27 protein-coding genes and 2 pseudogenes are annotated in these 24,938 nt (G+C 64.0%); 6 read left to right on the top strand and 23 right to left on the bottom strand.

Annotated features, from left to right (window positions below; genetic code table 11):
• Positions 1-83: 83 nt before the first annotated feature.
• Both DRF71_RS17125 and DRF71_RS17130 read left to right on the top strand, forming a co-directional pair.
• Positions 84-506: an Hsp20 family protein gene (locus DRF71_RS17125; protein WP_112311751.1), complete on the top strand. Its 423-nt coding sequence runs from the start codon at positions 84-86 to the stop codon at positions 504-506.
• Between the two features lie 4 nt (positions 507-510).
• Positions 511-738, top strand: a complete 228-nt coding sequence (locus tag DRF71_RS17130) for a DUF1150 family protein (RefSeq protein ID WP_112311752.1) — start codon at positions 511-513, stop codon at positions 736-738.
• Positions 739-922: 184 nt separating this feature from the next.
• Here DRF71_RS17130 and DRF71_RS17135 read toward each other — a convergent pair.
• The 4 genes and pseudogenes from DRF71_RS17135 to trxB all read right to left on the bottom strand — a co-directional run bounded on the left by DRF71_RS17135 (position 923) and on the right by trxB (position 6,928).
• Positions 923-2,181: pseudogene (locus tag DRF71_RS17135) on the bottom strand (IS3 family transposase).
• Between the two features lie 601 nt (positions 2,182-2,782).
• On the bottom strand, positions 2,783-4,489 hold the full coding sequence (locus DRF71_RS17140; RefSeq protein ID WP_112311753.1) for a bifunctional sulfate adenylyltransferase/adenylylsulfate kinase: 1,707 nt from the start codon (positions 4,487-4,489) through the stop codon (positions 2,783-2,785).
• Between the two features lie 223 nt (positions 4,490-4,712).
• Positions 4,713-5,831 (bottom strand): 2OG-Fe(II) oxygenase, encoded by a 1,119-nt coding sequence (locus tag DRF71_RS17145; protein WP_112311754.1) that lies wholly within the window; start codon positions 5,829-5,831, stop codon positions 4,713-4,715.
• A gap of 155 nt (positions 5,832-5,986) precedes the next feature.
• Positions 5,987-6,928: a thioredoxin-disulfide reductase gene (trxB, locus tag DRF71_RS17150; RefSeq protein ID WP_112311755.1), complete on the bottom strand. Its 942-nt coding sequence runs from the start codon at positions 6,926-6,928 to the stop codon at positions 5,987-5,989.
• Positions 6,929-7,197: 269 nt separating this feature from the next.
• Here trxB and DRF71_RS17155 point away from each other — a divergent pair, with 269 nt between their 5' ends.
• A complete protein-coding gene (locus DRF71_RS17155; protein WP_112311756.1) occupies positions 7,198-7,698 on the top strand; it encodes an Lrp/AsnC family transcriptional regulator in 501 nt (166 codons plus the stop codon).
• Between the two features lie 554 nt (positions 7,699-8,252).
• Here the strand turns inward: DRF71_RS17155 and DRF71_RS17160 are convergent.
• From DRF71_RS17160 to lgt, 4 genes are all read right to left on the bottom strand, one after another.
• Positions 8,253-8,489, bottom strand: a complete 237-nt coding sequence (locus DRF71_RS17160; RefSeq protein ID WP_112311757.1) for a hypothetical protein — start codon at positions 8,487-8,489, stop codon at positions 8,253-8,255.
• A gap of 228 nt (positions 8,490-8,717) precedes the next feature.
• Positions 8,718-9,467, bottom strand: a complete 750-nt coding sequence (gene pgeF, locus DRF71_RS17165) for a peptidoglycan editing factor PgeF (protein WP_112311758.1) — start codon at positions 9,465-9,467, stop codon at positions 8,718-8,720.
• Complete coding sequence (locus DRF71_RS17170; protein ID WP_112311759.1) at positions 9,460-10,548, bottom strand: class I SAM-dependent methyltransferase; 1,089 nt, start codon at positions 10,546-10,548, stop codon at positions 9,460-9,462. The genes pgeF and DRF71_RS17170 overlap by 8 nt, the downstream gene beginning before the upstream one ends.
• Positions 10,545-11,450, bottom strand: coding sequence for a prolipoprotein diacylglyceryl transferase (gene lgt / locus DRF71_RS17175; RefSeq protein ID WP_112311760.1), 906 nt, complete (start codon positions 11,448-11,450; stop codon positions 10,545-10,547). The genes DRF71_RS17170 and lgt overlap by 4 nt, the downstream gene beginning before the upstream one ends.
• A 194-nt stretch (positions 11,451-11,644) precedes the next feature.
• On the opposite strand from lgt, the gene DRF71_RS17180 reads away from it, so the two are divergent.
• Entirely contained in the window at positions 11,645-11,905 is a 261-nt protein-coding gene (locus DRF71_RS17180) for an accessory factor UbiK family protein (protein WP_112312133.1), read from the top strand.
• 75 nt (positions 11,906-11,980) lie between these two features.
• Here the strand turns inward: DRF71_RS17180 and DRF71_RS17185 are convergent, their stop codons facing one another.
• The gene (locus DRF71_RS17185) at positions 11,981-12,442 is read right to left on the bottom strand and encodes a hypothetical protein (protein WP_157971133.1); all 462 of its coding nucleotides are present in this window, start codon (positions 12,440-12,442) and stop codon (positions 11,981-11,983) included.
• Positions 12,443-12,650: 208 nt separating this feature from the next.
• Between DRF71_RS17185 and DRF71_RS17190 the strand changes: the two genes are divergently transcribed.
• Positions 12,651-13,136, top strand: coding sequence for a VOC family protein (locus DRF71_RS17190; protein ID WP_112311762.1), 486 nt, complete (start codon positions 12,651-12,653; stop codon positions 13,134-13,136).
• 68 nt (positions 13,137-13,204) lie between these two features.
• On the opposite strand, the gene DRF71_RS17195 is transcribed toward DRF71_RS17190, so the two are convergent.
• From DRF71_RS17195 to DRF71_RS29465, 11 genes and pseudogenes are all read right to left on the bottom strand, one after another.
• Entirely contained in the window at positions 13,205-14,074 is an 870-nt protein-coding gene (locus DRF71_RS17195) for a TIGR02186 family protein (protein ID WP_112311763.1), read from the bottom strand.
• Entirely contained in the window at positions 14,071-14,991 is a 921-nt protein-coding gene (locus tag DRF71_RS17200) for a sulfite exporter TauE/SafE family protein (protein WP_112311764.1), read from the bottom strand. The genes DRF71_RS17195 and DRF71_RS17200 overlap by 4 nt, the downstream gene beginning before the upstream one ends.
• 87 nt (positions 14,992-15,078) lie before the next feature.
• On the bottom strand, positions 15,079-15,873 hold the full coding sequence (locus DRF71_RS17205) for a purine-nucleoside phosphorylase (protein ID WP_112311765.1): 795 nt from the start codon (positions 15,871-15,873) through the stop codon (positions 15,079-15,081).
• An 86-nt stretch (positions 15,874-15,959) separates the two neighbouring features.
• Positions 15,960-16,988: an ABC transporter permease gene (locus DRF71_RS17210; RefSeq protein ID WP_112311766.1), complete on the bottom strand. Its 1,029-nt coding sequence runs from the start codon at positions 16,986-16,988 to the stop codon at positions 15,960-15,962.
• Entirely contained in the window at positions 16,988-18,082 is a 1,095-nt protein-coding gene (locus DRF71_RS17215; protein ID WP_112311767.1) for an ABC transporter permease, read from the bottom strand. Before DRF71_RS17215 ends, DRF71_RS17210 begins: the two co-directional genes overlap by 1 nt.
• Positions 18,082-19,737 (bottom strand): ABC transporter ATP-binding protein, encoded by a 1,656-nt coding sequence (locus DRF71_RS17220; protein WP_112311768.1) that lies wholly within the window; start codon positions 19,735-19,737, stop codon positions 18,082-18,084. Before DRF71_RS17220 ends, DRF71_RS17215 begins: the two co-directional genes overlap by 1 nt.
• Positions 19,738-19,751: 14 nt before the next feature.
• Positions 19,752-20,768: a BMP family lipoprotein gene (locus tag DRF71_RS17225; RefSeq protein ID WP_112311769.1), complete on the bottom strand. Its 1,017-nt coding sequence runs from the start codon at positions 20,766-20,768 to the stop codon at positions 19,752-19,754.
• Between the two features lie 197 nt (positions 20,769-20,965).
• Complete coding sequence (rimI, locus tag DRF71_RS17230; protein ID WP_112311770.1) at positions 20,966-21,379, bottom strand: ribosomal protein S18-alanine N-acetyltransferase; 414 nt, start codon at positions 21,377-21,379, stop codon at positions 20,966-20,968.
• Positions 21,372-22,118 (bottom strand): tRNA (adenosine(37)-N6)-threonylcarbamoyltransferase complex dimerization subunit type 1 TsaB, encoded by a 747-nt coding sequence (gene tsaB, locus DRF71_RS17235; RefSeq protein ID WP_112311771.1) that lies wholly within the window; start codon positions 22,116-22,118, stop codon positions 21,372-21,374. Before tsaB ends, rimI begins: the two co-directional genes overlap by 8 nt.
• Positions 22,119-22,141: 23 nt before the next feature.
• Entirely contained in the window at positions 22,142-22,705 is a 564-nt protein-coding gene (locus tag DRF71_RS17240; protein WP_112311772.1) for a NifU family protein, read from the bottom strand.
• A 157-nt stretch (positions 22,706-22,862) separates the two neighbouring features.
• Positions 22,863-23,072: pseudogene (locus DRF71_RS29465) on the bottom strand (IS5/IS1182 family transposase); the annotation flags it as partial.
• Between the two features lie 134 nt (positions 23,073-23,206).
• On the opposite strand from DRF71_RS29465, the gene DRF71_RS29630 reads away from it, so the two are divergent.
• On the top strand, positions 23,207-23,377 hold the full coding sequence (locus tag DRF71_RS29630; protein ID WP_456300089.1) for a hypothetical protein: 171 nt from the start codon (positions 23,207-23,209) through the stop codon (positions 23,375-23,377).
• A 170-nt stretch (positions 23,378-23,547) separates the two neighbouring features.
• On the opposite strand, the gene DRF71_RS29475 is transcribed toward DRF71_RS29630, so the two are convergent.
• From DRF71_RS29475 to DRF71_RS17250, 3 genes are all read right to left on the bottom strand, one after another.
• On the bottom strand, positions 23,548-23,718 hold the full coding sequence (locus DRF71_RS29475; RefSeq protein ID WP_408634547.1) for a hypothetical protein: 171 nt from the start codon (positions 23,716-23,718) through the stop codon (positions 23,548-23,550).
• 267 nt (positions 23,719-23,985) lie between these two features.
• Complete coding sequence (locus DRF71_RS27510; protein ID WP_157971134.1) at positions 23,986-24,150, bottom strand: hypothetical protein; 165 nt, start codon at positions 24,148-24,150, stop codon at positions 23,986-23,988.
• 117 nt (positions 24,151-24,267) lie between these two features.
• Positions 24,268-24,678 (bottom strand): diacylglycerol kinase, encoded by a 411-nt coding sequence (locus tag DRF71_RS17250; protein WP_112311773.1) that lies wholly within the window; start codon positions 24,676-24,678, stop codon positions 24,268-24,270.
• Positions 24,679-24,938: the final 260 nt, after the last annotated feature.

Below are 24,938 nucleotides of genomic sequence, written 5' to 3' on the forward strand. Positions count from 1 at the left end.
CCATATTCAGGGTTACCGGGGCTGGTTGCCAATGATGGGGCCGGCATCCGCGAATTGTCGCTTTGTAAAAGGACAGTCCGACGATGACGAAACTAAGCTTCGGGTCGCACCCGTTCCTTCTTGGGTTCGAGCAGCTTGAACGGCTGGTCGAGCGCACCGCCAAAAGCGGCGAAGGATATCCCCCCTATAATATCGAGGCGGTGACCGAGAACGCCTACCGCATCACGCTGGCCGTGGCGGGGTTCCGCGAGGAAGATCTCGCGATCACGATCGAGGACCGGCAGCTGGTGATCCGTGGCCGGGTCTCGGATGGTGAGAACGGACAGGAGCGTGTTTTCCTGCATCGTGGTATCGCGTCGCGCGCTTTCCAGCGCAGTTTCGTGCTGGCCGATGGGGTGGACGTGGCGGGGGCGCATATGGAGCATGGGCTTTTGCATATCGATCTCAGACGTCAGGTGCCGGAGACCGTGGTGCAGACGATCAGGATCGGGCAGAGAAAGGGGTAAGAAGATGAATACGCCGTTTGAAGGATTCCCCGAGGGGAAAAGCCGCATCGTCTATGTCAGGCCGGTGGCGGTGGAAGATTTGCCCGAAGAAGTCCGCGCCCAGGTCGGCGATGCCGGCGTGATCTATTCCGTCCATGCGGTGGACGGTCAGCGCCTGGCGCTGGTGGCGGATCGGGCGCTGGCATTCAACCTGGCGCGGGCGCATGATTTTGCGCCGATGTCGGTGCATTGAAATCGGCGCTGTGCCTTTGGCCGGCCTGAGCGGGGGTGCTCCGCCCCCCGCACCCCCAGGGAGTATTTCTGTCAGGGGAATTGCAGGCAAGTGTGGACGAGGCCCGGTCTGAGCCGTGCCAACAGAGGTGGTTCGGCTTATCTGAACAGGTTCCGGGCGTTTTCCAAGTGTTTTTCCGCCTCGTTTAGGCCGCTGCGGGTTCGGGCATTGGCTGGTTGAAGCAGGCCTGATCGGGAGTTTTCCCGTCAAGCGATGAATGCGGACGGCGGGTGTTGTAGACGTTCAGATATCGGCCGATCTTCTTCCCGGGCCTCGGACACGCGGGCATAGGCCCGCAGGCAGACCTCCTCGTATTTGACGGTCCGCCAGAGGCGTTCGACGAAGACGTTGTCGCGCCAGGCGCCCTTGCCATCCATGCTGACCTTGATTTCGCGCGCAGCCAGCACCTTGATGAAGGTTGTCGAAGTGAACTGGCTGCCCTGGTCCGTATTGAAGATCTCGGGCTTGCCATGTCGCGCCAGCGCCTCTTCCACAGCTTCTATGCAAAAATCGGCTTCCAGCGTAATCGACACCCGCCATGCCAGGACGCGCCGCGTGAACCCGTCGAGCACGGCAGCGAGGCAGCGAGGCAGAGGAACACACGCGCCATCGGAATGTAGGTGATGTCCATTGCCCAGACCTGAGTGGGTCGGGTGACGGGCAGCTTCCTGAGCAGATAAGGGTAGATCTTGTACCCGGGTGCAGGTTTCGAAGTGTTCGGCCGGCGGTAAAGCGCCTTACTCGCGGGTTCGCTCGAACCCGTGGCGCTTACCCGCTCGCCCATACGTTTCATCAGCGTGGCAACCTGCAGCCGTCCAACCTTGAACCCTTGCCTCGAACCAGCAGCCCCTGCAACATCCGGCTTCCCGCGAACGGGAATTCCATGTGCAGCCTGTCGATCAGGGTCTCATCAGCTTCAGATCGGCATCCGAGGCTGGGCGGGGCTGGTAACAGATACTGCTCCGGCTGATCCCCAGCACGATGGTATGGCGTCTGACGCTCAGCTTGGCGGTGGGATCGATCATCTTTTTGCGCTCGGCAATAGACCCCTGCTCGGCTCTCTCGAACCGGTGGCGTTCACCTCGCAATGCATCGCGCGCCGGACAAAAAATCGTTCTCCAGCGCCTCAGCCATTGGCTCGAACCAATGGCGCCAACGGCTTCGGTCCCCGATCTTGGCGTGCAGGGTCTTCACAGCGATGGTCGGCTCCGGCTCGACCTTCGGAGCATCCCCGAACACCCAGGTCGCGCCCTCAAGCAGCTGGTCACGCCACTGCTTGATCTGGTTCGGATGCACATCGAAATCCTGCGCCAACTCGATCAGAGCCTTCTCGCCCTAGATCGCAGTAACTGCCACTTCCGCCTTGAATGCCGGGCTGTGGTTCCGGCCCGATCGTCTGCCCATGATCTTCTCCTCGCTCGCAGCATCATGCCGCTGTTGCTCGGAAAATCCACTTATCCCGGGTGTTCAAATTTTCGCAGCCACCTCTGATGGCCGTCGAAGGGAACTGCCAACACCTGACCCCTTCACCGCGAAACCCATCGGAGGGGACGTGATGACCAAACGGTTGATCGACCACGGGTAAGCCACGCGCAAAAAGCGGGATGCGATCCCGTGCCATCAATCCGGAACCCGGGATGCGGATCTCATCAAGGCCTTGTCGCCGAAAGTGGGTGACTGATCAGAGGCCGGATACATTTACGCAAGCCGGAAGGACATCCACGAAAATCTTGCAACAGCGGGGCGGGCCATACTTTTTTTGAAGGCCTGTTCCCGGGTCATGGGCTCAGAAACTCAGGTGGCCAGCAGCAGTGTGGCAAGGGCGGCGCGGGCAGAGGGAAAGGCGCAGCGATAGCGATTTTCCGTAAAGCTGTTTGCCCGGCTGTGATGGGGCTTTGCGGCTGAACCGGGGCTGCTGCGGGGCTGTTCCCTGCACCTTTACATGGAAAATGACCCGGCCGGAAAAGGGTTACCTTTCCGGCCGGGTCATGGTCTGTTTCGATGCTTACGCCTTGATCAGGCCCATCGCCTCAAGTTTCAGGATCACCTGATGCGCGCAGTGATCGACCTCTGCGCCTTCGGTATCCACCACCAGTTCGGCATGGGTCGGGGCTTCATAGGGATCCGAGATCCCGGTGAATTCCTTGATCTTGCCTTCGCGCGCCAGCTTGTAGAGGCCTTTGCGGTCGCGGCGTTCGCATTCCTCGACCGAGGTGGCGACATGCACCTCGATAAAGGCGCCGAAAGCCTCGATCATCTCGCGTACGGCGCGGCGGGTGGCGGTATAGGGCGCGATCGGGGCGCAGATGGCGATGCCGCCATTCTTGGTGATTTCCGATGCGACATAGCCGATGCGCTTGATATTGATATCGCGATGCTCTTTCGAGAAGCCGAGCTCGGACGAGAGGTGTTTACGCACCACGTCACCATCCAGCAGGGTGACCGGGCGGCCACCCATCTCCATCAGCTTGACCATCAGCGCATTGGCGATGGTCGATTTACCCGATCCGGAAAGGCCGGTGAAGAACACGGTGAAGCCCTGTTTCGAACGCGGCGGCGAGGTGCGGCGCAGCTCTGTCACCACTTCGGGGAAGGAGAACCATTCCGGGATCTCGAGCCCCTCGCGCAGCCGGCGGCGCAGTTCGGTGCCGGAGATGTCGAGGACGGTCGCGCCCTCGGGCAGCTCATTGGCCGGGAAATACTGGGCTTTTTCCTGCACATAGACCATGTGTTTGAAATCGACCATCTCGATGCCGACTTCTTCCTGGTGCTTTGCCACCAGCTCTTGCGCGGCATAGGGGTCGTAGAAATCCTTGCCCTGGGAGTTCTTGCCCGGGCCGGCATGGTCGCGGCCGACGATGAAATGGGTGCAGCCATGGTTCTTGCGGATGATCGCATGCCACAGCGCCTCACGCGGGCCGGCCATGCGCATCGCAAGGTTCAAAAGCGAAAGCTGCGTGGTCTGGGCCGGGTATTTGTCCAGCACCGCCTCATAGCAGCGCACGCGGGTGAAGTGATCCACATCGCCCGGCTTGGTCATGCCGACCACCGGATGGATCAGCAGGTTGGCCTGGGCCTCGCGTGCGGCGCGGAAGGTCAGTTCCTGATGGGCGCGATGCAGCGGGTTGCGGGTCTGGAACGCGACAATCTTCCTCCAGCCCATCTTGCGGAAGAAGGCGCGCAGCTCATTCGGCGTGTCGCGGCGCGATTTGAAATCGTAATGCACCGGGGTCTGGATGCCGGTGATCGCACCGCCCAGATAGACCGCGCCGGCGGTGTTGTGCAGGTAGTTCACCGCCGGATGGGCGAGGTCATCGGCCCCGAACACCTTCTCGGCCTCGTTCGCCTTGTTCGGCACCCATTTATCGGTGACCGACAGAATGGCAAGGATCACGCCTTCCTGGTCGCGCAGCGCGATGTCCTGGCCGGGTTCGACCCCTTCGGCGAATTTCTCGGACACATCCAGCGTGATCGGCATCGGGAAAAGCGTGCCGTCGGCGGTGCGCATAGTCTCGACAACGCCCTCGTAATCGGCCTGGCCCATGAACCCTTTCAGCGGGAAGAAGCCGCCATTCATCAGCAGTTCCAGGTCACAGGTCTGGCGCGGGCTCAGATCCCAGGAGGTCAGCGCCGCCGCCTCATGCTTGAGCTTTTGCGCGGAGTCGTAAGAGACGTAAAGCTCGGGGATCGGGGCAAGATTGGGGGACGACATAAGGGCTGCCTTCTGTTCCTTGACGACCTGCGGGGAGGGGCCCCGCGGCGGATTGCGGACGTGTTCGGCGCGGGCTTAAACCGCGATTATGACGAAATTCAAGCCAAAGACCGGTTTCCAGGCGGGAATAAGCACAATTATCGCGGCTCGGGCCCGGTGTTGGACCACAATTCGCGATGGGTGCCTTTGTGTGGACCTTCCTCCCCGGCTTTTGCCGGGGTGCTCAGCCGCCGTCAGATATGGCCGGAGCCGCGGCAACGATGCTGGACAGATTGGCCTCGCGGATTTTGGCCGCCGTGTCGTCATAGACGAAGGGCAGGAACGCATAGCGCCGGCCGCGCGTGACCGGCGAGACCCGGTGCAGGAGCGAGCAGGAAAACACCACCGCGCCGCCGGGCGGCGCCTTCAGCCCCTCTGGTCCATATTCGGGAAAGCTCACCTCGCCGCCGTCGAAATCGGCATTGAGGTTGATCGAGATGGCAAAGCGGCGATGCGCGGTCCCCGAGGTGGTATTGTCGCGATGGGCGCTGAAATGCCCGCCCTCGGCGGCGTCGTAGCAAGAGACGATATAGCGCTCCATCCGGGTGGCGTGAAACTGGTGGACCTTGCGGATCTCGGGCAGGACGCGGCGGGTGATGGCGCTTTGAATGCGGGCGATCATCGCCTGGTCGGTGATGTCGCAGTCACGCCGCGATTTGAAGCGCAGATCGTTGATGCCCACCGTCTTGCCGCCGATCTGGCGCATGGTGCCGGAAAGCTCGCCGCCCCCGGCCTCATAGCGGGCGATCAGGTTTTCGCAAAGATCGGGTTCAAAAACGCGGGGCAGGCACAGAACCGGCGCCTGGAGGCGCATGCCGGCGAAGCGGTCCGGCGCGGGCTGGCTTTCCAGCAGTGAAATGACGCGCGCAATGTCAGAGCCGTCCTGCTCGAAGGGGATGACCCCGATCATCCGCATGGTCGGATCCATCAGCGCCCAAAGCGGCCGCAGCCCCTGGCCGGGCTGGGCGGATTCGCGCGGGGTGACGCCATAAAGGCGCGCGGCGCTCAGCGCGTTGTCCCACAGAAAGCGGTAGCCGGGCAGGCGGTTCTGCAACCGCCCCTCCTGGTCGCGCGGATCGGCGCTGATCCCGAAAAAGGCGGCGAAACCGTCGTTGAAAAGGTCAGGCCGTGCCAGGACCGCCTGCATGCGCGGTGCGAAATGCGGGCCGGAGGCGCTGACGAAGAAGCATAAGAGCAGATAGCGCCCGGCAGTCGTATCAAGCGCATAGGTGGGCGTCGACGGCGCGGGCAGGGTGAACCAGGGGGCGGGTTCGCCCGGCGTAAGCTGAAGATAGGAAAACAAGGGAGGCCTTCGGTCGGGAAATGGATCAGAGCGCAATTTGCGGGCGAGGACCAGCAGCGTGACCCAAAGCCTTGCCCTGACCAAATCACAAAGGCCTGAACAGATGGGTTAATTTTCCGCCTGTCGCATTCTGGGCGCGACAGGCGGAAGGGGATTCAGGGCTGTTCGGCCAGCCAGCGCTCGGCATCGAGCGCCGCCATGCAGCCCATGCCGGCCGAGGTCACCGCCTGGCGGTAGACGTGATCCGTCAGATCTCCGGCGGCGAAAACGCCGGGGATCGAAGTGCGGGTGGTGCCGGGTTCGACCTTCACATAGCCGCCGTGATGCAGCTCCAGCTGGTCTCTGACCAGCTCGGACGAAGGCGCATGGCCGATGGCAACGAAGAAGCCCGCGACCGGCAGATCATGGGTGGCGCCGCTTTTCAGATTGGAAACCCGCACCGCCTCGACCCCCAGAGGGCTTTCGGCGCCGAGAACTTCGGTCACTTCGCTGTCCCAGATCACCTCGACCTTCGGGTGTCTGAACAGCCGCTCCTGCAGGATCTTTTCGGCGCGGAGCGAATCGCGGCGATGGATCAGCGTCACCTTGTTTGCGAAATTGGTCAGGAACAGCGCCTCTTCAACCGCCGTATTGCCGCCACCGATCACCGCGACATCCTTGCCGCGATAGAAAAAGCCGTCGCAGGTGGCGCAGGCCGAAACGCCGAAACCCTTGAATTTCTCTTCGGAGGGCAGACCCAGCCATTTCGCCTGGGCGCCGGTCGCCAGGATCACCGCATCCGCCGTATAGGTGGTGCCGCTGTCGGCCACCGCCGTGAAGGGGCGTTTCGACAGATCCAGCGCGGTGATGTAATCGGCGATGATCTCGGCGCCCATCTCGCGGGCATGTTCTTCCATCCCGACCATCAGCTCGGGGCCCTGGACGGTTTTCAGCCCGGGCCAGTTCTCGACATCGGTGGTGATGGTCAGCTGGCCGCCGGGTTGCAGGCCCTGGATCAGCAAGGGTTGCAGCATGGCGCGTGCGGCATAGACCGCCGCCGTATAGCCCGCCGGGCCGGAGCCGATGATCAGAACTTTGGTATGCCGCGTGTCAGCCATGTCGGTCCTTCCCCGCCACCCCAATCCCGGGTGGCCCTGATATCCGTATCGGGCGCAGCCGACGCCCGGGCCGCGCATTCCCGCTGGATATAGTCAAGCCGGGCCGTCGCCGGAAGCCCCCCACTATCCGCAGGGGCTGCATGCCCGGAATTGCGGCTATGCGTGTCCCGCCCCGCAATGCAGCGCTTGTTGTTGGCACTGACATTGAAACATTGTTGCGCAAAAACGGGCAAAAGCCTATGGAGACGGCAGAAGTTAAGGAGTCACCCATGGCGAGCCACAAGCTTGACGAAACCGACCGGCAGATCCTGGCGGAACTGCAGTCCGATGGCCGGATGACGAATGTCGAGCTGGCAAGCCGCGTGGGGATCTCGGCGCCGCCCTGTCTGCGCCGCGTGCGCACCCTGGAAGAGCAGGGCTATATCACCGGCTATCACGCCGATATCGACGCCCGCGCGCTTGGTTTTGAGGTTTCGGTTTTCGCGATGGTGCGGTTGTCGAGCCAGGCAGAATCGGATCTCTCGGCCTTTGAGGAACGCTGCCGCGCCTGGCCGCTGGTGCGTGAATGCCATATGCTGAACGGCGAGATCGACTTCATCCTGAAATGTGTCTCGCCCGATCTCTCGACCTTCCAGACCTTTCTGACCTCGGATCTGTTGACGGCGCCGAATGTGGCCAATGTCAAAACCAGCCTGGTGATCCGCAATGCCAAGGACGAGCCGGGCGTGCCTTTCGGCGTGCTGGAGGCGCGGCTGGCCCGCAACGCCTGATCTGATGCGCCCCTTTGTAGGGGCGGGATCAGTACAATTTTTCGGTTATTAAGGGAACCGGCGACAGCCTGCCGGGTTGATCCGGTATCCCGTCCATAAGGCACAGACGCTGGCAGAAAGCTGCGTCGTCGCTGATCGGGGCGAGGGCTGGCTGGCGCTCAATACTGGCGCTGAAATGAGAAACGGCCCCGTATTCTGTGCCAGAGGAGCACCGGGGCCGTTCTTACTCACCGCGTCTCCCGTATCGTGAGCGGCGACCGGGAGAGATCCGAACTCGCTGTGTCGGTGCGCCGTATCGTTGGCTGTGACCGTTTCGCGTTCCGGATCATAGTCAGGGACATAGACCTGCCACCATTCGTGCGCTGGTTGCGTTCTCTTGTCAAACATTTGCCGTTGTTGCCTTGGGTTTGCGGCAACAGTCCGGCTTCGGTTGGATCATTGTTTCGATTTTACCGATTTCAGGCCGGCGTGACCGTCGTAATTCTGGCCTGAGAGAGGCGCTGGCCCGTTTTGGGGCCTGATCCCCGCCTCCCCGATTCGTGCTTAACGTGCGTTCAGCGGGCAGCGAGACCGCCCGGAGTGCCGCTGCGGCGAAACAATGGGGTGGTCGGACGATGCGAGCCGCCGCTGATCACCTCGATCGCTTTCTTTTCCTTTGCGGCCTTTCCGGCGCGCATCCAGGGGAAGGCCGGCAGCGGTTCGCCCGACGTCGCGAGGACGCTTCTCAGCCAGCGACGTTCTATCCTGGCTTCCGGGGATTCGGCTTTCTGCGACGTGAATTTGCTGGCCATTCTGCTCTCCTCGTTACGGCACGCTTCCCGGGCCTGTTCCTGCATCTCTGCCGCGAATGCCGGCTTTGCCCGGTTCGTCTTCGCGTCGTACAGGCAGAATCGCCGAACAATGCGGCGTTGTTTTGGCCGATTGGTGCGGGAATGTGGTTATTTCCAGGCGAGGTATAATGACAACCAGGGGTCTCGATTGTTTCCAAAACATCGCAACCGCAGATGGGGAAACCGGGTTCAGAGCCGGATACAGGCGATCAGCCGGCCATAATCGGCCTCGGCCGCATGGGTGGTGCGGCGATAGGAGAAGAAGCGCTCCGGATCGGAATAGGTGCAGCGTTGCACCCATTCCGCATGGCCAATCCCGGCCGCGCGCAGGCGGTGCAGGCCATAGGCGGGCAGGTCGAACTGATACCGCCCGTTCTGGCCATTGGTGAAGAAGCGGGCATTGCCCTGATCTTCGGACAGGAAATTCTGCAGGAATTCTTCGCTGACCTCATAAGCGGCCTGGCTGATGGTCGGGCCGATCACCGCGCTGATCCGCTCGCGATGGGCGCCAAGGGCGGTCATGGCGTCGATTGTGGCCTCCAGCACGCCCTCCATCGCGCCGCGCCAGCCGGCATGGGCGGCGCCGATCACCCCGGCTTCCGGGTCGGCAAACAGCACCGGCTGGCAATCGGCGGTCAGCACCGACAGCGCGACGCCTGGCAGGCGTGTCACCATCGCATCGGCGCGGGGGCGGTCCTCCATCGGCCCGGTCACGGTCACCACATCGGGCGAATGGACCTGATGCACCGAGAGAAGATGCGCGCCCCCGACCCCCATCGCCTCGGCGACGCGGGCACGGTTGATCGCGACGATCTCGGCCTGATCGCTTGAGCCAAAGCCGCAATTCAGCCCGGAAAAGATCCCCGAAGAGGCGCCTCCCTTGCGGGTGAAGAAACCATGGCGCATGGGGATCGCTGCGGAGGTGATGATTTCAAGCATCGTCTCTGGCTCCCGTGTCATCGGACCCGGTGAAAAACCCGGCAGGCGCGGCTGTGTTGCATGGATATATGGCGAGCGCTTTGAACAAAGACCCCATTTCTGCGGGATCGGTCAAGCGGCGTGCGGCAGCAAGCGGATCGTTTCGTGCCGCAGCCGGATGGGCGGCAAGCTGCTGAGCCCGGGTCCCGATGCCAAGCGCGGTGAGCAGCGCGCCCTGGGTCGTATAGGCGGCGCGTGCCGGTCGGGCCGCCAGTGCCAGCGCCCCGAAATCGACATGGGCGGTCAGATCGGCCTCGCCGGGGGCCTCGAACGGGTCGGTATAGCCATGGCGGGACAGGGCCTGAAACGTGTCGCCAAGGCTCTGCCAGCCGCCATAGTCAAGGATCAGCGCCAGGCCTTTATGGCGGATGATACGGCCCGCGATTTCGGCCATGACCGGGGCGGCGGCGGGGCAGATCTCGATGATATCGCCTTCGCGGGCCTTGCTGAAATGCTCCAGCGCGGCCAGCGCACCGACCGGAAAAAGGCCCGGGGCCAGCCGGCCTTCGGACAGCCCGACCATGGTTTCCGCCCAGGCCCCGCCCTTGCGGGTGAACTGGCGGATCGGCAACGCGTCGAAAAACTCATTTGCGACCAGGAAAAGCGGCTGTTCGGGCAGGTCCTGCACCCGATCGGCCCAGCGGAGCTGATGGCCGGCAAGCGTCTTCTCCTGAACCTCACGCAGCCTGGCCGAGGCTTCGACCAGCAGAATTTCTGCCCCGGCATGAAAGCCGGGGATGCGGGCGGTGGCGCGCAGGATATCGGCCATCAGCGTGCCACGACCGGGGCCACATTCCGCAAGCGTGAAGGGCGAGGGGCTGCCAAGATCCAGCCAGTATTGCGCAAGGCAGAGCCCCAGCACCTCGCCGAACATCTGGCTGATCTCGGGGGCGGTGACGAAATCGCCTTCGCGGCCAAAGGGCTCGCGGGTGGCGTAATAGCCATGATCCGGATGCAGCAGGCAATCGGCCATATACTCGGCGAGGCTGATCGGACCGCCCGAAAGGATGCGGCCCTGGATCAGATCCGCCAGCGGGGTCATGCCGTCACAGCCCGCGGGCTTTGTGTGCGGAACACGAACCACAACCCGACAAGGATCATCGGCAAAGACAGCGTCTGCCCCATGGTCAGGCCCCAGCCGTTGATATGGAAGGCAAGGCCCAGCAGGTTATCCGGCCCGACGAATTGCAGATCGGGCTGGCGGACGAATTCGACGAGGAAACGCGCCAGCCCATAGCCCGCGATGAACACCCCCATGATCCGCCCCGGAAAGCGCAGCCAGCCGCGCTTCCAGATCAGCCAGAAGATCAGCGCGCCCAAAAGCAGCCCCTCAAGTGCGGCCTCGTAAAGCTGGCTTGGATGGCGGGCGCAAAGCGTCAGCACACCGGGGCAGTTCTGTGCCGCCTCGCCGGGGAAGATCACGCCCCAGGGCAGATCGGTCTGGCGGCCCCAGAGTTCGGCATTGATGAAATTCGCAAGCCGCCCGAACAACAGTCCCGGCGTCACCCCATAGGCGAACAGATCCCCGACCGAGAGAGCGACCAGCTTTTCGCGCCGCGCAAAGATCAGCCCCGCCACCGCGACGCCAAGGAAGCCGCCATGGAAGGACATGCCGCCATCCCAGAGCCTTAGCGCCGCCATCGGATCGGCCATGAAGTTCTCAGGCGAGAGATAGCGCGCCGGCTGGTAGAACAGCACATAGCCCAGCCGGCCGCCGATGATCACGCCAAGGATCACCCAGGTCAGCAACCGCTCGACCTGGTCGGGCGTCATTGGCGCCTTGCCCGGAACCCAGAGAGACGCGGTTTTGACCGCCTTTGTCACCAGCCACCAGCCCAGCAGCAGCCCGGCAATATAGGCCACCGCATACCAGCGCAGCGCGAAGGTCATGCCGAAAAGATCGACAGAGAAGATATCAGGGGAGATATTCGGGAAAGGGATCATCCGCTTGTTCCTGCTGCCGGCGCGGTGCGAGTGGCCGGGTTGCTTTGCTTGTGTTGCGGGCAAAGGGCGAAGTCAACCACAGGGGCGGGGCAGACACTTTGGGGGAGCCGACACTTGTAGAGCCGCACAGAGGCGCGCATATAGGGGCAAAGCGACCCGGAACCCTCCGGAACCAGCGACAAGGGATGGCCAGGATGCAAAGCCGAAACAAATTCCTCGATGATATGAGCCAGCTGATGACCAATGCCATGGGCGTGGCGCAGGGCGCGCGGACCGAGGCGGAAACGGCGATGAAAAGCATGGTCGACCGCTGGATGGCGGGGCGCGATTTCGTCACCCGCGAGGAATTTGATGCCGTGCGCCTGATGGCGCAAAAGGCGCGCGAGGAGAACGAGGCGCTGTCGGCACGGATCGCGGCGCTTGAGGCGGCGGCTAAGGGCGCGAAGGCGAAGTAACCTGTCCTGCGGGATTGCAAAAGGCACCGGATGCTCTCCGGTGCCTTTTGTATTTTCAGGGGATGACGCGGGGTGTCACGGGCGGATCGAATCCATCAGCGCCCGCCATTCCAGATAGGCTTTCTCCTGATCCGGCAGGGGCGTCAGATCGGCGCCGGCCTCAAGCAGCGTTGCGATGGTGCGCGCTTTCAGCGCTGCCTCGCCGGGGCAGGTCGCGGCTGCATTGTCCAGCTGCGCAAAGGCCGGCACCTCGTATTTCGCGATGATGCTGTCGGTATCGAGCTTCAGCGCGCCATAGGCCAGCAGGTCGAACCCGTCGGTCAGCAGCGAATGCTCGGCATCGCTGAGGCTGGAGCCCGGGCAGTTCTGGCTGAGAACCAGCGTGTTCTCCATATCCCTGAGCAGCTGGTCGGCAGTCGCAGGGTCCTGTGCAAAGCCAGACATATCGGGCAGGGTGATATAGACCTTGCCATCGGCAAGCGCCGCCGTGGCGCCAAGGCCGGTGATCAGCCCGGCAGCCAGGAAGATGCGTTTCATGGGCATAACCTCGCAGAGTTGCCAGCGGAGTATTGCGCCGCGCGGCAGGGCGCGAACAGGGCGGGTTTCCTGACCCTCCCGGGCGGTGCCGGTCCGATCACAACCCTGCGATCCCTGCACAGGATCGGTGCGGGAATCGCTGTTTTCGCAGGCCGCTTGCCCGCCTATCTCACGGGTAAACATTTTCGTGAAAAGGGAGAGCGATCTCATGTCCACCCCGATCCATCCCGCCACCCGTGTGGGTCATGTCCATCTCAGGGTCTCGGACCTTGACCGTGCGATCGGCTTTTACTCCGGCGTGCTGGGATTCGATGTCACGCAGCGCTATGGCACCCAGGCGGCCTTCCTGTCGGCGGGCGGCTATCACCATCATATCGGGCTGAACACCTGGGAATCTCTGGGTGGAAGCCGGCCGGCGCCGGGAACGGTGGGGCTTTACCATTCGGCTTTCCTCTATCCCGACCGCAAGGCGCTGGCCAATGCGCTGAAACGGCTGGTCGGGGCGGATTACCCGCTGACCGGCGCTTCGGATCATGGGGTGAGCGAGGCGCTTTACCTCGACGATCCCGATGGCAATGGGGTCGAGCTGTATTGGGACCGGCCCGAAGCGGATTGGCCGAGGGACGGGAAGGGCGGGCTCGTGATGTTCACGAAACGCCTCGATCTTGCGAAGCTGCTGTCAGAGGCGGAGTGAAGGCAGGGGGCTGACGGCGCCGGGTTGATGGCAGCGGGTTGACGGCAACTGACAGACGGGGCCGGGCCTCAGCGCCGGATCAGCCGGGCGGCGGCCGAGGCGCCCCAGCCGGCAAAGGCCGCAATCGCCAGCGACAACAGGCCGTAAAGCAAAGGCTGCTCGCGCGAGAGATTGAAGACCATGCGCTCCAGCCCCTCTTTGCGCACCCGGATCCAGCGTTCGTGATTGGCGATCACGCGGCCGTCGCGCAAGAGGAACATCCGCACCCGGTAGACGCCCTCGGTCAGGTTCGAGGGCAGCGTCAGATCGGCGCGAAACAGGGTCTGTTCCGACAGCTGCACCCGGTTTTCCAGCAGACGGTAACGGCCCTCCCCGGTGCGGACCCGGATCATCGAGCGGATGAACTCCCCTTCCGCCAGCAGGATCGGGAACATCGGCACGCTGTCGGGGTCGCCGCCCCGTGCCACCCAGGTCTGCATCGCGGCATCGGCGGCTTCCAGATGCACCAGCTGGTCGATGGAGATCGCATGTTTGCGGTTCTCCTCGGCGCTCAGGATCTCGTTCAGCCGGCCGGTGGTGGCGACGGCATAGAAACTGGGCGCACTGGAGATATTAACCGAATCCTTGTTGATCCAGATGCCGGCGACACGTTCCTTGCGACGCACGGTGACGGGGCCGGAGGGCCCTTCGGCCGTGACGATCACATCCAGCCGCCCCTCGGGCGCCGGTGCATCGCGGCGCACCGCGCCATAGACGAGAATCTCGTCGCCATCGAAATTCGCGGTGATTGCGACGCGGTTCTGGCTGAGGCCGGAGACGATGGTTTCAACTGGGGTTTCAACTGGGGGGGCCGCGGGGGCATCGCCACCGGGCGCCTCCTGGGCCGGGGCCGGGGCGGCGAGGCAAGTGAGCGCGAGCAGAAAGGCGATCCGCCTCATGGCAGCACCCCAGGCATCACGGAATACAGCTCTGCCGGGCGGATCAGCAGATCGACCGCGATTCGCAGCGCCACCGCGACCACCAGCAGCGACAAGAGAACGCGCAGCTGCTCGGCCTTGAGATAGACGCCGACGCGGCTGCCGATCTGCGCCCCGATCACGCCGCCGAAGATCAGCACCAGCGCCAGCATCATATCAACGGTCTGCGAGGTGACCGAATGCATGACCGTGGTAAAGGCCGAGACGAAGATGATCTGAAAAAGCGAGGTGCCGATCACCACCTTGGTCGGCATGCCCAAGAGGTAAATCATCGCTGGGACGAGGATAAAGCCGCCACCGACCCCCATGATCGCGGCCAGAAAGCCGGTGAAGGCGCCAATCGCCAGCGGCGGGATCACCGAGATATAAAGCCCCGAGGCGCGGAATTTCATCTTGAAGGGCAGGCCATGCGCCCAGGAATGGGTATGGGCGCGCCGGACCTGCACCTTGCCGCCCCGCGTGCGCAAAAGCGCCCGCAGGCTTTCTTGCAGCATGGTGGCGCCGATGAAGCCCAGGAAGACCACATAAGAAATCTGCACGAAGAGATCGACCTGGCCCAGCGATTGCATCAGAGCAAAGACCCAGATGCCGATGGCCGATCCGAGGAAGCCGCCGGCCAGCAGCACCAGCCCCATGCGAAAATCGACCGCCTTGCGCTTCATCTGCGCCAATACGCCCGAGACCGAGGAGGCCACGACCTGGTTCGCCCCGGTCGCGACGGCCACCGCCGGCGGAACGCCGATGAAGAAGAGAAGCGGGGTGATCAGAAAGCCGCCGCCGACCCCGAACATGCCCGAGAGAAACCCCACGATGCCGCCGATCCCGAACAGCAGGAAAACATTGACCGAAACCTCGGCGATGGGGAGGTAGAGCTGCATCGGAAGGGGCAAGCCGGAACAAGCGGGAGGGAAGGGTCTTGCCCCAGGTTTGCCCGGCTGCGTCCGGATGTCAAACCGGGTTTCGGTTCAGGCGAGGTCGCGCAGGTATCGGCGCAAAATCCGTTCCAGTTTTGCCGCACCTAAGGGGGCCATGGCCTTGGTATGGTCATGGCTGATCGCCTCGTCCGAGAGGCCGGCGGCCATATTGGTGATGGTGGAGATAGCAGCGACCTCAAGGCCGAGGAAGCGGGCAAGGATCACCTCGGGCACGGTGGACATGCCGACCGCATCGCCGCCAAGGAGCTTCAGCATGCGGATCTCGGCAGGGGTCTCGAAGGAGGGGCCGGAATACCAGCAATAGACGCCCTCGGGCAGCGGGATCGATTCGGCCGCTGCCGCCCGGGCCAGGGCTTTGCGCAGGCGCGGTGAATGGGCCTTGGTCATCGGCACGAAACGGGCATCAGTGGGCTCGCCGATCAGGGGATTGCGGCCGTTATAATTGATGTGGTCGGAAAGCAGCATCAGATCGCCCGGAGGGATGTCGGGGCGCAGCGAGCCTGCGGCATTGGTGACGATCAGATCGCGCGCGCCAAGGTCGCGCAGGGTCTCAAGCGCCACGCGCATCGCGGCGGGATTGCCGTTTTCATAGTAATGCTCGCGCGCTCCGAAGACGGCGACGCGGATGCCGTCGAAATCTCCGATATGGAGATGCGGGTTATGGCCCGAGACCGAAACATGCGGGAAGCCGGGCAGGTCGGCATAGGGGATGGCCGGGCCGTCAACGGCTTTCGCGAGATGTCCGAGGCCCGAGCCGAGGATCAGGCCGAGGCGGATGGGGGCGGTGCCAGCGCGGGCGCGGATGATCTCGGTGGCGGTGGTCATGGGCGGTGTTCCGTGATGGCCGGGCAAGCCGGGGGCGCTTCGCCCCCCGGACCCCCAGAGGATATTTAAGGACAGATGAAAGCGGCTCAGCGTTCTTTCACATAGGGTTCGCCACCGGCGCGGGGCGGGATGGCCTTGCCGATGAAGCCCGCAAGCACGAGGACGGTCAGGATATAGGGCAGGGCGTCGAGGATCGGGCCGGGAACGCGGAACTGCACGATGGCGGTCACGATATCGGGGCGCAGCGCCAGTGCCTGGAAGAAGCCGAACAAGAGGCAGGCCCAGAGCGCCGCGACCGGGCGCCATTTCGCGAAGATCAGCGCGGCCAGCGCGATATAGCCGCGTCCGGCGGTCATATCGCGTCCGAACCCGGCCTGGAGCGCGGTGGACATATAGGCACCTGCAAGGCCGCAGAGGATGCCGGTGATGATCAGCGCCGAATAGCGCAGCCTGACCACCGAGATGCCGGCGGTATCGACCGCGGCCGGATTCTCGCCCACCGCGCGCAGTCTCAGCCCGTAGCGGGTGCGATACATCAGCCCCCAGGTCAGCGGCACGATGGCGAAGGCCAGATAGACGAGGATGGCATGGCCCGAGATCACCTCGGCATAGAAGGGGCCGAAGCCGGGGATGCGGCGGATCGTTTCGGTAAAGGGCAGCGTCACCGGGCTGAAACGGGCGTCCCCGGCCAGCTGCGGCGTGCGGCCGCCCTGGCCGAAGATGCTTTGCGCGATCAGCACGGTCAGGCCGGCGGCGATGAAGTTCAGCGCAAAGCCCGAGATCAGCTGATTGCCCCGGAAGGTGATCGAGGCGATGCCATGGATCATGGCGAAGACAATCGAGGCGAGGATGCCGGCGATAAGCCCCCAGATCACCGGCGGGAACAGCGCCTTTGCCCAGGTGAGGTCAAGGCCGAAAAGGGCCCATGTCGGTGTTGCCGCGGTCAGGGCTGCGATGGCGGCCGAGGTCATGGCGGCGATCAGCATCTTGCCCTCGAGCCCGATATCGAAAATCCCGGCGCGTTCCGACCAGAGACCGGCAAGGCAGGCCAGCAGCAAGGGCGTTGCCAGGCGCACTGTAGAATCAAGGAGTTGCAGGACAGAGGCGTAATCCATCACGCGGCCTTTGCTTGTGGCAGGCGGACGAAGACGCGCTCCAGCCCCATGCGCACCATCATGTCGAGCGCTCCGGTGAAGAGGATGACGAGACCCTGGATCACCACCCGCATCTCGATAGGGATTGAGGTCATAAAGCCCAGCTCTGACCCGCCCTGGAAGATGAAGCCGAAGAGGAACGCGGCCAGCACCACACCCAGCGGATGGTTGCGCCCCATCAGCGCCACCGCGATGCCGATGAAGCCGGCGCCGGCGGCGGAATTCCCGAGAAGGCGGCCGGCATCGCCCATCACGTTGTTGACCGACATCAACCCGGCCAGCGCGCCCGAGATCAGGAGCGCGACCATCGTGGTTTTTACCGCGCCGATGCCGGCATAGCGGGCGGCGCCCTCGGATTTTCCGAAGGCGCGGATGCGGAAACCGGTGCGGCTGTGCCAGAGGAGCAGCCAGATCAGAGCCGCTGCCGCCAGCGCCAGAAACAGCGTCACATTGACGGGCACGGTGCGCGGGAACAAAAGGTCCAGCCCGGGGATCTGGTTGAAACGCGGCAGCGCGGCCTCGGGCGGGAAGCGGGCGCTGGAAGGGTCCTGCGAACCGATCGGGCGCAGCACATCGACCAGCATGAACATGAGCAGGCTGGCCGCGATATAGTTGAACATGATCGTGGTGATCACGATATGGCTGCCGCGTTTCGCCTGCAGCCAGGCCGGTATCGCGATCCAGGCCGCGCCGAAAGCGGCGGCGGCGATGGTGGCGCCGAGAAGCGCCAGCGTCCAGTGTGGCCAGGGGATATAAAGGCAGGCCAGCGCCACACCAAGCCCGCCAAGCTGCGCCTGACCCTCGCCGCCGATATTGAAAAGGCCGGCATGGAAGGCAACCGTCACCGCCAGCCCGGTAAAGATGAAGCTGGTGGTGTAAAACAGCGTATGCCCCCAGCCCGAGGCGGTCATCAGCGAGCCCTTGACCATGGTGGTCAGCGCGAACCAGGGGCTCTCACCGATGGACAGGATCACCAGCGCCGCCACCAATGCGGCAAGCGTCAGCGAAATCAGCGGCACGAGGACCAGATCGGCCCATTTCGGCAAGGGCCGCATCAGCTGGCCTCCGCCGTGGGCGCAATGCCGGCCATAAGACAGCCGATCTCGCTTTCAGACGTGGTGGCGGGGTCGCGGATCCCAATGATGCGGCCGTCGAACATCACCGCGATACGGTCGGAAAGGCTCATTATTTCATCCAGTTCGACCGAGATGAGCAGGATTGCCTTGCCCTGATCACGAAGCGCGATGATTTGTTTATGGATGAATTCGATGGCACCGATATCGACGCCGCGGGTCGGCTGGCCGATCAGCAGGATAGCGGGATCCTGCTCGAATTCGCGGGCGATGACGAGCTTTTGCTGATTGCCGCCGGAGAAGCTTTTGGCGGCGAGGGTATGGATCGGCGGGCGGATATCCCAGACCTGCATCTTGCGCCTTGTATCGTCCCGGATCGCCTGGTTGTCGGTCAACAGCCCGCGCTGGTAAGCCGGATCGTCATCATAGCCAAGGGCGGTGTTCTCCCAGGCGGTGAAATCGAGGATCAGCCCGGCATGGTGGCGGTCTTCGGGGACATGACCGATCCCGGCCTCGCGCCGGCTTTTGCCGTCAGAGCCGCGCCCGGTCAAAGGCAGGTCATGGCCGCCGAGGGTCAGGCGGCCGGTGACTTTCTCGCCCGGGCGCGTCATGCCGCCAAGGATCGACAGCAGCTCGGACTGGCCATTGCCGGCGACGCCTGCGATGCCGAGGATCTCGCCGGCGCGCAGATCGAGAGAGACGGATTTCAGCCGCTCGACCTTGTGTTCATCGCGCAGGGTGAGAAGCTCGGCGCTGAGCAGAACCGGGCCGGGCCGGGCAGGCGCCTTGCCGGTTTCGAGGAGCACCTTGCGTCCGACCATCAGTTCGGCCAGGGCGGCGGGTGAGGTTTCGGATGTGCGCACCGAGCCGACCAGACGGCCGCGCCGCATGACCGAGACATTGTCGGTGGTCTCCATGATCTCGCGCAGTTTATGGGTGATCAGGAGGATGGTTTTGCCCTGGTCGCGCAACCCGCGCAGGATGCGGAAGAGGTGGTCGGCCTCGGCAGGGGTGAGGACGCCGGTGGGCTCGTCGAGGATCAGGATATCGGCGTTGCGATAGAGGGCTTTCAGGATCTCGACGCGCTGCTGATGGCCGACCGAGAGGTCTTCGACAAGAGCGTCGGGATCGACATCGAGTTCATATTCGCGGGCGAGGGCTGTGAGACTGTCGCGGGCGCGTCTGAGCGAGCGGCCAAGGAGCGGGCCGTCCTCGGCGCCGAGGATGATGTTCTCGAGGACGGTGAAATTCTGCACCAGCTTGAAATGCTGGAAGACCATGCCGATCCCGGCGCGGATCGCGGCCTGGCTGTCGGGAAGGGCGGTCGGGAGGCCATGGATCAGGATCTCGCCCTGATCGGCGCGGTAAAAGCCGTAAAGTATCGACATCAGCGTCGATTTGCCGGCACCGTTTTCGCCGATTATGCCGTGGATGGTGCCTTTCGGGACCGAGAAACTGATATCCTCATTTGCGCGGACCGCGCCGAAGCTTTTCGATATGCCGCGCAATTCAATGGCCGGCTGGCCATGGGCGGAAGCCGGAGGAGTAAGCCCCCCCGGACCCGATGCCTGACCAAAGGCCGGGGGGTTAAGACCCCCCGGACCCCCCGGCGCCGGCCCGGTGTTTCCGGTTGTCATCCGGCGAGGCCGTATCAGAACTCTGCCGCAGGGCAGGTATTGTCCGCGCGGTAGTCATGTACTTTCAGCTCACCCGCGATGATCTTCGCCGCCGCCGCATCGACGCTGGCTTTCATCTCCGGCGTGATCAGCGCGGCGTTGTTGTCGTCCAGAGCATAGCCGACGCCATCCTCTTTCAGCCCCAGCACCTGCGGGGTCAGATCGAGATTCTCGCCCTGGGTGAAGGAATTGTACACCGCCACATCGACGCGTTTCAGCATCGAGGTCAGCACCTGGCCGGGATGGAGGTAGTTCTGGTTCGAATCGACGCCGACCGAAAGGATCCCCTCATCTGCCGCGGCCTGCAGCACACCGAGGCCCGTCTGGCCGGCGGCGGCAAAGATCACATCGGCGCCCTGGGCTTTCAGCGCGCGCGCCTGTTCCGAACCCTTGACCGGATCATTCCAGGCATCCGGCGTGTCGCCGGTCATCGAGGATACGAATTTGATATCCGGGTTCACGGCTTTCGCGCCTTGCGCGAAGCCACAGGCGAAGGCGCGGATCAGCGGGATATCCATGCCGCCGACAAAGCCCACCGTGCCGGTTTTCGAGGCCTGGGCTGCCAGCATACCGGTCAGATAGGACCCTTCTTCCTCGCGGAAGGCGATGGAGAGGACGTTCGGGTGCAGCGCCGGATCGACCCAGCCGTCGATGGTGACGAATTTCGTATCGGGAAAATCGGGGGCAACGCGGGTGATCGGGTCCGACATGCCGAAACCGGTGGTCACCACCGGATTGGCGCCATTCTCTGCGAGGCGGCGCAGCGATTGTTCGCGCTGCGTTTCCTCGCGCATCTCGAATTCCTGATAGCTGCCGCCGGTCTCGGCCTTCCAGCGCTCGGCGCCGTTATAGGCGGCCTCGTTGAAGCTCTTGTCGAACTTGCCGCCGAGGTCGAAGATCAGGGCGGGTTCTGCCAGGGAGGCGCTGGCGGAGATCCCGGCCATGAGCGCGAGCGTTGCCGTTGCCTGGGCAAGGCGGTTTGCGAGGGTCATGTCTTTCTCCCGGTTGAAAACAACGCGTTATGGGGCAGGTTTTCCCGTGCTGGACGGGATGCCGCCTGATTGTACCCATCTTAGCTATGGAGCCGGCAAGCGGGTCAAGGTGATTTTGCGCCCCGGGGATACGGGAGGCAGGTTCCGCCGGGAGAGGCGGAGCAGGGCCCATCTTCCGGGCGCAGGAGGGAGGAGCGTCAGCCGGGGCGGGAGAGGACAAGCGCGTCGATGGCCGATCCGTCCGCGCGATGGTAATAGCCGCGCCGGCGGCCGGCATCCGTAAAGCCGGCACGGCGGTAAAGCGCGATTGCCGCTGCATTATCGGCGGCGACTTCAAGGAAGATCCGTTCGGCGCCGCGCGCGCTCGCCTCATCCAGGAAGCCCGCGATGAGGCGCGCGCCGATCCCCTGGCGGCGGTGGCCGGGATCGACGGCGAGGGTCAGCAACTCGGCCTCGCCGAGCAGGGCGGAGCCGATCAGGAAGCCGGCGGTATCGCTGAGAAGGAAGTTGTGTGGCTGGCGCAAAAGATCGGCGATCTCTGCGGCATTCCACGGGCGGGGCACCGAAAAACATGCGGCATGGATCCGGGCGAGGGCCACCGCGTCAGCCATGCGCAGTCCCGGTATCCTGCACGGGCCGGGTATCCCGCACAGGTTCACGCGGGGCATCGAGGATCACCGGCGGCGGCTCTGAGGGCGGCGCCGCATCGGGGGGGCGGACGTAAAGCGGCGCGGGCCGCGTGTTCCGGGCCTTGCCACAGGCGAATTTCCACACCGCCATCTGGGCCAGGCGGCCGGGGATATTCTCGAATATCCGGGGTTCGGCCAGGGCGGCAAAGCGCGCCGCGATCTCATCGGCGCGGTGGCCGGTGACCCGCATCCGTCCTGGCATCGCCAGGTCGGCGGGCGGCGCGGCGGGGTCGATCAGCCGGGGCGCGGCCTGGGCCTCGCCATAGCGGAAGGGCTGCACATAGGCCTCATCGCGCGGTGCGGGCAGGCTGACCAGCTCGGCCGGATGGGCGGCGGGATGGGCGGGGTCACGCATCAGCTCGAAGCTGGTCACGCCGGTCAGCGGCAGGTCGAGGCCAAGCGCCAGGCCGCGCGCCGCCGCCACCGCGATCCGCACACCGGTGAAATTCCCCGGGCCGACGCCCACTGCCAGCGCCGCCAGATCCGACCAGGACAGGCCGGCCTCGGCCAGCAGGTCTTCGAGCAGCGGCATCAGGCGCTCGGCCTGGCCTTTCTGCATCGGCTCATATCGGGTGATGAGGCCCTGGGGCGTAACCAGAGCGGCCGCGCAATGCGCGGCCGATGTGTCGAAAGCCAGCAGGGGAAAACGCGCCTCGGCCATCAAGGGGGCGTGCCGGACGCGGCTCAGGCCGCGACCGGACGGACCTCGGTGACTTCGGGTATGTAATGGCGCAGGAGGTTCTCGATCCCCATTTTCAGCGTGAGGGTCGAGGAGGGGCAGCCGGCGCAGGCGCCCTGCATATGCAGATAGACCACGCCACGGTCAAAGCCGTGAAAGGTGATGTCGCCGCCATCCTGGGCCACTGCCGGGCGCACGCGGGTATCAAGGAGTTCCTTGATCTGGCTCACGATGCCCTCATCGGCGCTGTCGAAATTGGCGCCATGGCCGTCGCCCGCGCTTTCGCCGTCGATCACCGGCTGGCCGGACTGGAAATGCTCCATGATCGCGCCAAGGATCTGCGGCTTGATATGGGGCCATTCGACCTGGTTTGATTTGGTGACGGTCACGAAATCCGAGCCGAGGAAAACCCCGGTCACGCCGCCCGCCGCAAAGATCCGCCGCGCCAGCGGCGATTTGGCCGCAGCGTCAGCAGTGGGGAAATCGGCGGTGCCGAGATCAAGCACGGTCATACCGGGCAGGAATTTCAGCGTGGCCGGATTCGGAGTGGATTCGGTCTGGATGAACATGCTGCTTCTCCGACTGTATCAGCCGGATATGGGGCCGGCGGGGCCACAAGTCAACTATACGTCGCGCGGCAAACGAGGATTACGCGGCTGGCGCGGCTTTGTTGCGCAAATCCTCTGAAGGCCGGACTTTCCCTTTCCCTGGACAGACCTGTCCTGCACGCTGCGTGAGCGGCGTTCCGAGAGCGGTGAAGCGGTTCAGGATTGCGGCCCTGATCTGAAGCCCGGCAACCCGCCTTTCGAAGTCGCGGGACATGACGCGCTCTCTGATGAGCCTGAAGCCGCGCATGTGGGTTTCGACCAGACTTCGTCGGTGATAGCCGGTCCCTCGCTTCCAGATCGCCCGGCCAGGGCGTCGACAATTGCGCAGGGCTCTCCTGCTGTCGGTTCTTTCCAGGTTGGCCGTTCTTAGGGGCGGGTGGAGGGCATGAACGCCACTGGTCCGGGAGAGTGCCCGACAGGGCGGCCGCTCCACGCGCCGTGATGGCCGCATGGATAGCCCGGGTGTCGCAGGCGCCGTCGGCCGTGACCGGGCCGGGGGGCGCCAGGGATCTGCTCCGGCAGGCCGGGCAATACGAATGCATCACCAACGCGGCGATCGGCGACCTCAATGGCCCGGATTTCCAACGTTTCCGCCTGGTCTTCGGGAAAACAATCCCCCTGACTGCTTCCTGACCCTCCTCCACCCGAGGAGACCTTGCACCAGTCAGGTGGCTTCGAGGGCTCATGTTTCCCGGCCGGCCCCGCGCCATGGTCTTTGGCTTTCAGCCCTGTGCCGCCGATCAGGACGTTCAGGGCACCCGTCTGGGGCGGCAGAAACTGTGGACTTTCAGGCCTCAACGGGCTTAGGCGGCCCCATCGGGGCCACGATCCCGGTTCGGTCCGGCGGCGGGGAAGAGTACTGAAGTCCGGCACTGGCCAATCCGGCCCGGCCAATCCAATCCGGCAAGCTCAGGCAGGCTGGCCACCATACCTCTCGTTTGCCGCAGCGGCGGCCCGAAGAGAGCCTTCAGCATCAGGCAGGCCCGACCGCCGCATCGGTGAATACCGGCTGAGGCCTGCGGTTCCCGGTCGGCCCGGTAAGCCCTCGCATCCCGGGATCGAACCAGATCGACAACGACCCGGGCCTCGCCACCGCTGCGTTACAGTCTTGCCAGTCCGAGATGCGGTAGCCAGGCGGCTTCGGTCTGCTCATACAGCCTGGCTAACAGGCTGGATTGGCGCCGTGAAACAGTCGCAGGATTTGCGCAACATAGCCCGAAGGGCGCTGCACATGCCCGATGTCAGGCGCGGTCAGAGCCGAAATAGGCATACATCTCTTCCAGCGCGGTCAGCGGCGAAAGCTGCACCGGGGCGGGTTTCTGGCTGGGCGTATTGTAATAGGCCTGGGCCGGATCCTGCGGCACGAGGATTGCTTTCAGCATATTCACGGGGCGTTGCACAGACATGTCGTGCATCCTTCACTGATGGTCGCCTCCCGCCGCCAATATAAGGCATTGCTGCGACGCAGAAAACCTGTCCCTGTCGCAGGGCAGCCTTGCGCACGGGGCATGTCTGACGCAGCGTCAGCCGGGGATCCCGGCCTCGCTGACCACAACCCATACCAGATAAAGCGCCGTCGCGATCAGTGTCGCCCCCACCGCGAGCGAGCCGAGATCCTTGGCGTCGCGCGCGAATTCCGACCAGTCGGGCGAGAGATGGTCCACCAGCACCTCGATCGCGGTGTTCAGCGCCTCGACCGCGGTAAGGATCAGCAGGAACAGCGCGAATCCGAGCAGTTTGGCGAGGCCGACCCCCCAGATGGCAAGGCCCGCCAGCAAGGTGAGGCCGAGCAGCAGTTCCTGACGGAAGGCGCTTTCGCGCAAGAGACGCCGCAATCCGGCGCCGGAATAGGTCGCCGCCGCCAGAAGATGGGCGAAACCGGTCTTGCGTGGCGGTTTGGACGCGCCGCCCTGCGGAGCCTTTGGGCCGTTCATTCTCTATAGCCTTTCCATGCCGCCTGTGCCGGCAGGATGCTGGCCGCTGTGGCTTCGATTGTCCAGCGGGGTCGGTAATCTGGTCCGGACGCCTGCGAGATGCAAATGAGTATCATTGTAACATAATGATTTTGCTTTACTTTTTTCAGCAGAGATCCTATCTGCCGCTGCAACCGCTGCAACCGCTGCAACCGCTGCAACCGCTGCAACCGCTGCAACCGCTGCAACCGCTGCAACCGCCCGAGCCCCGGGCGGCGAAG

The sequence above is a fragment of the Pseudogemmobacter bohemicus genome, from assembly GCF_003290025.1.
In the GTDB taxonomy this organism is placed as follows: domain Bacteria; phylum Pseudomonadota; class Alphaproteobacteria; order Rhodobacterales; family Rhodobacteraceae; genus Pseudogemmobacter; species Pseudogemmobacter bohemicus.

Excerpts from the sequence above, each read along its gene's own strand:
- DRF71_RS17125 (WP_112311751.1), top strand. The coding sequence starts at position 84 with ATGACGAAACTAAGCTTCGGGTCGCACCCGTTCCTTCTTGGGTTCGAG.
- DRF71_RS17130 (WP_112311752.1), top strand. The coding sequence starts at position 511 with ATGAATACGCCGTTTGAAGGATTCCCCGAGGGGAAAAGCCGCATCGTC.
- DRF71_RS17140 (WP_112311753.1), bottom strand. The coding sequence starts at position 4,489 with ATGTCGTCCCCCAATCTTGCCCCGATCCCCGAGCTTTACGTCTCTTAC.
- trxB (WP_112311755.1), bottom strand. The coding sequence starts at position 6,928 with ATGGCTGACACGCGGCATACCAAAGTTCTGATCATCGGCTCCGGCCCG.
- DRF71_RS17155 (WP_112311756.1), top strand. The coding sequence starts at position 7,198 with ATGGCGAGCCACAAGCTTGACGAAACCGACCGGCAGATCCTGGCGGAA.
- DRF71_RS17160 (WP_112311757.1), bottom strand. The coding sequence starts at position 8,489 with ATGGCCAGCAAATTCACGTCGCAGAAAGCCGAATCCCCGGAAGCCAGG.
- pgeF (WP_112311758.1), bottom strand. The coding sequence starts at position 9,467 with ATGCTTGAAATCATCACCTCCGCAGCGATCCCCATGCGCCATGGTTTC.
- DRF71_RS17170 (WP_112311759.1), bottom strand. The coding sequence starts at position 10,548 with ATGACCCCGCTGGCGGATCTGATCCAGGGCCGCATCCTTTCGGGCGGT.
- lgt (WP_112311760.1), bottom strand. The coding sequence starts at position 11,450 with ATGATCCCTTTCCCGAATATCTCCCCTGATATCTTCTCTGTCGATCTT.
- DRF71_RS17180 (WP_112312133.1), top strand. The coding sequence starts at position 11,645 with ATGCAAAGCCGAAACAAATTCCTCGATGATATGAGCCAGCTGATGACC.
- DRF71_RS17185 (WP_157971133.1), bottom strand. The coding sequence starts at position 12,442 with ATGAAACGCATCTTCCTGGCTGCCGGGCTGATCACCGGCCTTGGCGCC.
- DRF71_RS17190 (WP_112311762.1), top strand. The coding sequence starts at position 12,651 with ATGTCCACCCCGATCCATCCCGCCACCCGTGTGGGTCATGTCCATCTC.
- DRF71_RS17195 (WP_112311763.1), bottom strand. The coding sequence starts at position 14,074 with ATGAGGCGGATCGCCTTTCTGCTCGCGCTCACTTGCCTCGCCGCCCCG.
- DRF71_RS17200 (WP_112311764.1), bottom strand. The coding sequence starts at position 14,991 with ATGCAGCTCTACCTCCCCATCGCCGAGGTTTCGGTCAATGTTTTCCTG.
- DRF71_RS17205 (WP_112311765.1), bottom strand. The coding sequence starts at position 15,873 with ATGACCACCGCCACCGAGATCATCCGCGCCCGCGCTGGCACCGCCCCC.
- DRF71_RS17210 (WP_112311766.1), bottom strand. The coding sequence starts at position 16,988 with ATGGATTACGCCTCTGTCCTGCAACTCCTTGATTCTACAGTGCGCCTG.
- DRF71_RS17215 (WP_112311767.1), bottom strand. The coding sequence starts at position 18,082 with ATGCGGCCCTTGCCGAAATGGGCCGATCTGGTCCTCGTGCCGCTGATT.
- DRF71_RS17220 (WP_112311768.1), bottom strand. The coding sequence starts at position 19,737 with ATGACAACCGGAAACACCGGGCCGGCGCCGGGGGGTCCGGGGGGTCTT.
- DRF71_RS17225 (WP_112311769.1), bottom strand. The coding sequence starts at position 20,768 with ATGACCCTCGCAAACCGCCTTGCCCAGGCAACGGCAACGCTCGCGCTC.
- rimI (WP_112311770.1), bottom strand. The coding sequence starts at position 21,379 with ATGGCTGACGCGGTGGCCCTCGCCCGGATCCATGCCGCATGTTTTTCG.
- tsaB (WP_112311771.1), bottom strand. The coding sequence starts at position 22,118 with ATGGCCGAGGCGCGTTTTCCCCTGCTGGCTTTCGACACATCGGCCGCG.
- DRF71_RS17240 (WP_112311772.1), bottom strand. The coding sequence starts at position 22,705 with ATGTTCATCCAGACCGAATCCACTCCGAATCCGGCCACGCTGAAATTC.
- DRF71_RS29475 (WP_408634547.1), bottom strand. The coding sequence starts at position 23,718 with ATGCTGAAGGCTCTCTTCGGGCCGCCGCTGCGGCAAACGAGAGGTATG.
- DRF71_RS27510 (WP_157971134.1), bottom strand. The coding sequence starts at position 24,150 with ATGTCTGTGCAACGCCCCGTGAATATGCTGAAAGCAATCCTCGTGCCG.
- DRF71_RS17250 (WP_112311773.1), bottom strand. The coding sequence starts at position 24,678 with ATGAACGGCCCAAAGGCTCCGCAGGGCGGCGCGTCCAAACCGCCACGC.